Origin of the sequence: Bacillus timonensis (genome assembly GCF_000285535.1) — a bacterium.
In the GTDB taxonomy this organism is placed as follows: domain Bacteria; phylum Bacillota; class Bacilli; order Bacillales; family Bacillaceae_L; genus Ferdinandcohnia; species Ferdinandcohnia timonensis.
On record NZ_HE610985.1, the window covers coordinates 322,699 to 328,772 of the forward strand.

The window sequence follows — 6,074 nt, forward strand, 5'->3', positions numbered from 1 at the left end:
TATGGAAAATCGTGGTGTATGGTCTTACCATAGAATATTGTACATCGTTTCTTTTTAGAACTCGTTTTCCACAAAAAATAGGACGGTTCTCCTAGTGCCAAGAGAACCGTCCCATTTGCTTTTATATACTTAATTTCAATAAATCTTCAGATGTATTAACAATGTTTGTTTCAAACGCTTTTACATCTAAATACTTTTCAGAATTCGTTATGACAATCGGGCTAGTGGTTTCATAACCAGCCGCTTTGATTTGTTGTAAGTCAAACGTGATGAGCAGGTCGCCACGTTTGACTTTGTCACCTTGCTTCACATGTTGTTTGTAATATTTTCCTTTCAACTTTACCGTATCAATACCGATACAAATTAACACGTCAGCTCCATTACTTGAGGTAATACCAATGGCATGTCCAGTTGGAAATTGAGTTGTCACAACACCGTCAACTGGAGATACGACTCTTCCATCCTCGGGTTCAACTGCGATTCCTTTCCCAACAGATTCTGTTGAAAAAAGTGGGTCATTGATTGAAGATAGCGGAACAACCTTACCATGTAATGGACTACTAATTTTTTCTGGTCTTACGATTAGCTGATTATAATTATCTTTCGTTTTTTCTACTTTACCTTCAAAACCAAATAAATACGTTAAAATAAATCCTAATACAAATGCAACAGTAATCCCAATTAAAAATGGCAAAATAGGGGAAAATGCAGGGATTGAAAGAACACTTGGTAAAACAAAAGCGTTCATGCCTATTCCTAGACTACCATTTATCGCACCGCCAACAGCTGCTGCGATTAGAACATATACCATCGTTTTTTTATAGCGTAAAATAATCCCATAATTAATTGCTTCAGTAGTTCCTGCTAGAGCACCTGGAACAATACCACTTGCGGCAAGAGCTTTTAAATCTTTATCTTTCGTTTTTAAAAATACAGCAATTCCAATCCCAATTTGTGCAAATGGCGCTGCGGCAGCCATCCCGATAATTGGGTCTGGTCCAGTTGCAAGGTTCGCAATTGCCAATGGAATGATTGTCCAATGTAGACCTGCGATTGTTAAAAATGTCCAAGCCCCTCCAAGTACGGCTCCCGCTAATAACCCGCTTTTCTCACTAAGGAATGTGATCACCGTAGCTAAACCTTCTCCTAACAAAGTTCCAATTGGTCCAAAGACAATTAAGGTTAAAGGCACCATTATAATAAGAGCAAGTAATGGATTCATAAATAATTGGATATCTTTATAGATGACTTTTTTCAGGAATTTCTCAAGTCCTGCGTAAACAAAAATCGCGATAAAAATAGGGAAGACAGTTGCTGAATAATCAGAAAGTAAAACAGGTAGTCCTAGAAAATCAATCGAGTGAACTCCATTTTCGACAAGATGAACAATTTCAGGACTTAAAATGGAAACACCGATTACTCCGCCAACATAGCCATTTGCACCTAATTTTAGTGCAATCGATATACCTAAAAAGACAGGGAGGAAGTGGAATACAGCATCCCCAGCTGCAGATAAGACGATGTATGAGCCATTCTCTGGTGATATCCAATCAAGCATAACCAAGACGGATAACATCGCTTTCAATAAACCAGCTCCTGCAAGAACCCCAATAATAGGAGCAAAGCTTCCAGAAATAACATCTAAAATCATCGATAATTTTGAAGGCTTTTTATCTGTTGTTGTCTGATTCATAGTAGTACCTCACAATTTCTAAGCGAACGTTTTCAAAATGTTTGCTTTTGTTTTTACTATTTAAGTATAATGAGTTCGTCTTTGTTTTTAATAGGACTATTTTGATAAAATCAGGACAAAAAGAAGGGAAAAATTTTGGAAACATCATTCATCATTTCAACCGCTTTAAAATTACACTACCTGACAGATTTAAATATTTATGTATTGAATCAGGAGGGACAGTTTTCCTACCGTCAGGAACTATTTGAACTCCCAAGTTTTATGCGTGAAACTCATGAAACGATCATTGCAAAACTTTCTCAAGTGGAGGAGGAACAGGTTTATAATTTTAATTATGAGTGGGATTTGCAGTTTTTATGCTACTCCCTAAAAGTTCAAGGACTGAAGCTTTATATTCTTTTAGGACCCTATTATGAAATGGCTCCCGATTTTTATAAACTCACTAGAGAACATCAGTTAAGTCATAATCAAAGTGAAGCTTTGAGAGATGTTGCAAAGAAGATTCCAATTGTTACGGGAGAAAAAACAAACAGCTTTGCGAGTGTTTTACAGCATTTTCGACGTTTGATGGAGAATGACGCAACCACTCAAATCATTGTTTCCAACGCAAAAAATCAGGATTTAAAAAATACTAATAACACAGATGCAGAAGAGGTTGAGCTAGTACAATTACGATATGAAATTGAAAAAAATTTTTTACGCGCAGTAGAAAATGGAGACAAAAAACAAGCATTACAATTAATAAGTTCAAATAATCCTTTGTTTTCATTTGCAGAACGGTTCCCTAATCAACCCATTCGAAGAGTAAAAAATAATTTAATCGTCATGAATACTCTATTACGAACTGCTGCCAGAAATAGTAAAGTACCATCCATTATGGTTCATCGAATTTCTGAAGGTTATGCATTTAAGATTGAACAGGCAAGTAAATTAGGGAAACTTTATCAGATAGAAGACCAAATGATTGGGGAATATTGTGATTTAGTTCAATCCAACACCTTAAAACAGTTTTCCATCATGATTCAAAAGGTAATCGAACACATCACAAATTATTATGATCAGCCACTGCGAATTGAAACCTTGGCAGAGAAAGTTGAAACTCACGCAAGTCATCTTTCACGTAAATTTAAGGAAGAGACCGGATATACAATAACCAGTTATCAACAAATGCTTCGAATTAACCAAGCAAAATATTTACTTAAGTCGGAGAAACTTTCGATTGAAGAGATTTCGTGGCTGGTTGGATATGATGACCCCTCTTATTTTACAAGGGTATTTAAAAAAGAGTCCGGTATGACACCCACCCAATATCGGCAATAAAAAAGGGACGGGTTCTAAAGCTTAGCTCGCCAAGAACACCGTCCATGAATCTTATTTATTAGCAAATTCTGTTTTGATTTGTTCAAGTAATTCAGGATTTGTTAAAATTTTGTATCCTGTGACTGCCATTGTCTTGGCTCCGAGAATCATTGCTTCTTTCCCTTGGTTGCTAAGGGCAGCTTCACGGAATCCATGTGTGTGGCAGGCAAATGGTTCATCACAAATTTTTACATATGGATGAATAGAAGGGACCACATGGCTCACATTCCCCATATCAAGAGATCCACCTTCTGCACGTTCAAGAATTTCCTCTGGATTTACTCCTAATTCAATCAATGTGTTAGTAAAAACATCGGAAAAACTCTCATTCGTAACCATGTCATCATACGAGAATTCATAGAATGACCATTCCATTGTTGCACCTGTTTGAAGTGCTGCACCCTGTGCGCATTTTTTCACTTTTTCAACAAGCTCGTTTACATAGTCACGTGTTGCAGCACGAACATAAAATTGTGCCACAGCATAATCAGGTACAATATTAGCTGCCTGTCCACCTTCAGAAATAATTCCGTGAATACGTGCGTCTGAGGTGATATGTTGTCTTAATGCATTGATGCTGTTGAATGTTTGGATGACTGCGTCAAGGGCATTAATTCCTTCATGTGGAGCTGCAGCTGCATGTGCAGCTTTTCCGAAAAATTCAAATTGAATGGCATCCATTGCTAGGGAAGCGCCACTTTTTTCGTAATGGCTGAGTGGATGGACCATCATAGCAACGTCAAGGTGATCAAAGATACCTTGTTCAGCCATAGTGACTTTTCCACCTTTAGTTTCCTCAGCAGGTGTACCGTATACAACCACTTTTCCACCGGTTTCATGAATAACTTTTGATAAGCCAATTCCAGCTGCAATTCCCATTGTTCCAATTAGATTATGACCGCATGCATGGCCTAATTCAGGTAGTGCATCATATTCGGACATAATTCCAATCGTCGCACCCGGTTTACCACTGTCAAAAGTAGCCTCAAACGCAGTAGGGAGGCCTGCTGTCCCAATTTCTACACTAAAATTATGTTTTTTAAGTTCATCGGTTAAAATTTTACAAGCCTTGTATTCTTCATGCCCAAGCTCTGGGTTTGCCCCAATATAAGCACTAATTTCATAAAAACGATCTTTGTTTTCTTCAATAGCTGCAAGTATTTCTGCCTTCATAATGACCCTGCTTTCTTTTTATAGGTTTCTCTTGGATTATTATAAATCACAATGTATAAAAATTCAATCAGTCTCTTTGTCTAAAATACTATTTTTATATAACAAATAAAAAATCTTGAAAAATAGGCACCTGCACATACAGTACAACCCATAGGCTCATATCATAACATTGTAAGAAATAGAAAGGGAGATGACACTATGTATTACGGATATCATGATCATTGCGGATATGGGTATGGATATGGTGGTTTTGGATATCACCATGGCTTTGTATTAATTGTTGTACTATTCATTCTATTGATAATTGTTGGTGCTTCTTACGTACGTTAAAAATATACAAAGCATTAAAAATAGGTTCCTTTCACAATAAACGTGAATGGAACCTTTTCTTATTTACGATAAAAATAATATGTAAACTAATTTTGCTTTGATTAACCATAAAAATATTATGTTGACTATGAATAGATTGAACTTTAAAACAAAAAATATGAAGTATATGTTTGAACAGAGGTGAAAATATGATGAATCAGTATGATGTCATTATCATTGGCGGGGGAATTGCCGGTTTGCAAGCGGCCATCCAACTTGGACGATATAAGCATAGTATTGCAGTAATTGATTCAAATGATGGACGCTCAAGCATTTGCAGAAGTTACCATAATATTTTAGGCTGGCCAGACGGTGTGAGTGGTGAAACTTTAAGAAGTCTTGGAAAAATGCAGGCTGAACGTTATGGAGTTTCTTTCGTACATAATGAAGTCCTTAAGGCGGAAAAAGGGGATGAGGCATTTCAGTTGTTTTGTCGAGATGGTGAAACCTATACAGCAAAACGATTGCTTTTCGCAACAGGTGTGAAGGACAATATTCCTCCAATTAAAAACATGAACAAATGCCTAGGTTTATCCGTCTATGTTTGTCCCGATTGTGATGGATATGAAGTAGTAGACAAGCACGTGATTGTCATTGGCTCCGGAAAACCTGGAGCAAACATGGCCCTCACGCTAACTTATTTTACAAAAGAAATCACATTTATTAATCATGATTGGCAAAACCTTGATAACGAGACAATGGATGACTTAAAAAAGAAGGAAATTACTTATATCCAAGACGATGTGGAGGAAATTTTAGTTGCAGGGGAATCCTCTCATTTTGTCGGTGTACGCTTAAAAAGCAAAGATATTCTTAACGGGGATCGAGGATTTTTAGGATTTGGTGGAAATATGGTTCGTTCAGAGCTTGCGAAAGATCTAGGAATTGAACGTACAGAAAACAAACATATCATTGTGGACCCACGAACAAAGAAGACAAATGTTGACCATGTGTGGGCGGCGGGGGATATTACTGTCCACTCAGAGCAAACAACAATTGCCATGGGAGACGGAATGCAGGCAGCCATTTGGATTCACAAAAGCCTTATAAATGAAAAATAACCGTTTGAATAACGAAATTATCATTCTTTACTTACATATGATGTAATAATAGGCTTTTTAAATAGTAAAACGCTTTCGAAGGTTGTGATAGTTTTACGTTAATAACATCCTAAAGGGATATAGAAGGTTGTGGTAGTTTTCGTTAATAACATAGTAAGGGGTTATAGAAGGTTGTGGTAGTTTCGTTAATAACATAGTAAGGGGTTATAGAAGGTTGATGAAGGGCATATCGGTGTTGTTTTGGAGTGGTTTTCCTCTTCATTGAATGTATGAAGAGGATTACGAGGGGAGGTTGACGTGGCGTTCCTCTTCATCGGGGGTATGAAGGGGATTGCGTGTGAAGATTGACGTGGCGTTCCTCTTCACCGGTGGTATGAAGGGGATTGTGAGGGAAAATTGATGTGATTTTCCTCTTCATC

The 6,074-nt window shown here is 37.2% G+C and carries 5 protein-coding genes; 3 read left to right on the plus strand and 2 right to left on the minus strand.

Going from position 1 to position 6,074, the window contains the following annotated elements:
• Positions 1–121: 121 nt before the first annotated feature.
• Complete coding sequence (locus BTHG_RS01900; protein ID WP_010281409.1) at positions 122–1,693, minus strand: glucose PTS transporter subunit IIA; 1,572 nt, start codon at positions 1,691–1,693, stop codon at positions 122–124.
• A 135-nt stretch (positions 1,694–1,828) separates the two neighbouring features.
• Between BTHG_RS01900 and BTHG_RS01905 the strand changes: the two genes are divergently transcribed.
• Positions 1,829–3,013 carry a helix-turn-helix domain-containing protein gene (locus tag BTHG_RS01905; RefSeq protein WP_010281411.1) on the plus strand — a complete coding sequence of 395 codons (1,185 nt, stop codon included), beginning with the start codon at positions 1,829–1,831 and terminating at the stop codon, positions 3,011–3,013.
• A gap of 51 nt (positions 3,014–3,064) precedes the next feature.
• Here the strand turns inward: BTHG_RS01905 and BTHG_RS01910 are convergent, their stop codons facing one another.
• Positions 3,065–4,225 carry a M20 family metallopeptidase gene (locus tag BTHG_RS01910; RefSeq protein ID WP_010281414.1) on the minus strand — a complete coding sequence of 387 codons (1,161 nt, stop codon included), beginning with the start codon at positions 4,223–4,225 and terminating at the stop codon, positions 3,065–3,067.
• Positions 4,226–4,423: 198 nt separating this feature from the next.
• Between BTHG_RS01910 and BTHG_RS26100 the strand changes: the two genes are divergently transcribed.
• Together BTHG_RS26100 and BTHG_RS01920 are read left to right on the plus strand one after the other, a co-directional pair.
• A complete protein-coding gene (locus BTHG_RS26100; RefSeq protein WP_010281417.1) occupies positions 4,424–4,555 on the plus strand; it encodes a YjcZ family sporulation protein in 132 nt (43 codons plus the stop codon).
• 191 nt (positions 4,556–4,746) lie between these two features.
• Positions 4,747–5,655, plus strand: coding sequence for an NAD(P)/FAD-dependent oxidoreductase (locus BTHG_RS01920; protein ID WP_010281418.1), 909 nt, complete (start codon positions 4,747–4,749; stop codon positions 5,653–5,655).
• The last annotated feature ends 419 nt before the right edge of the window (positions 5,656–6,074 follow it).

Bases quoted from the DNA above. Each gene is read 5' to 3' on its own strand.
- BTHG_RS01900 (WP_010281409.1), bottom strand. From the start codon at position 1,693: ATGAATCAGACAACAACAGATAAAAAGCCTTCAAAATTATCGATGATT.
- BTHG_RS01910 (WP_010281414.1), bottom strand. From the start codon at position 4,225: ATGAAGGCAGAAATACTTGCAGCTATTGAAGAAAACAAAGATCGTTTT.
- BTHG_RS26100 (WP_010281417.1), top strand. From the start codon at position 4,424: ATGTATTACGGATATCATGATCATTGCGGATATGGGTATGGATATGGT.
- BTHG_RS01920 (WP_010281418.1), top strand. From the start codon at position 4,747: ATGAATCAGTATGATGTCATTATCATTGGCGGGGGAATTGCCGGTTTG.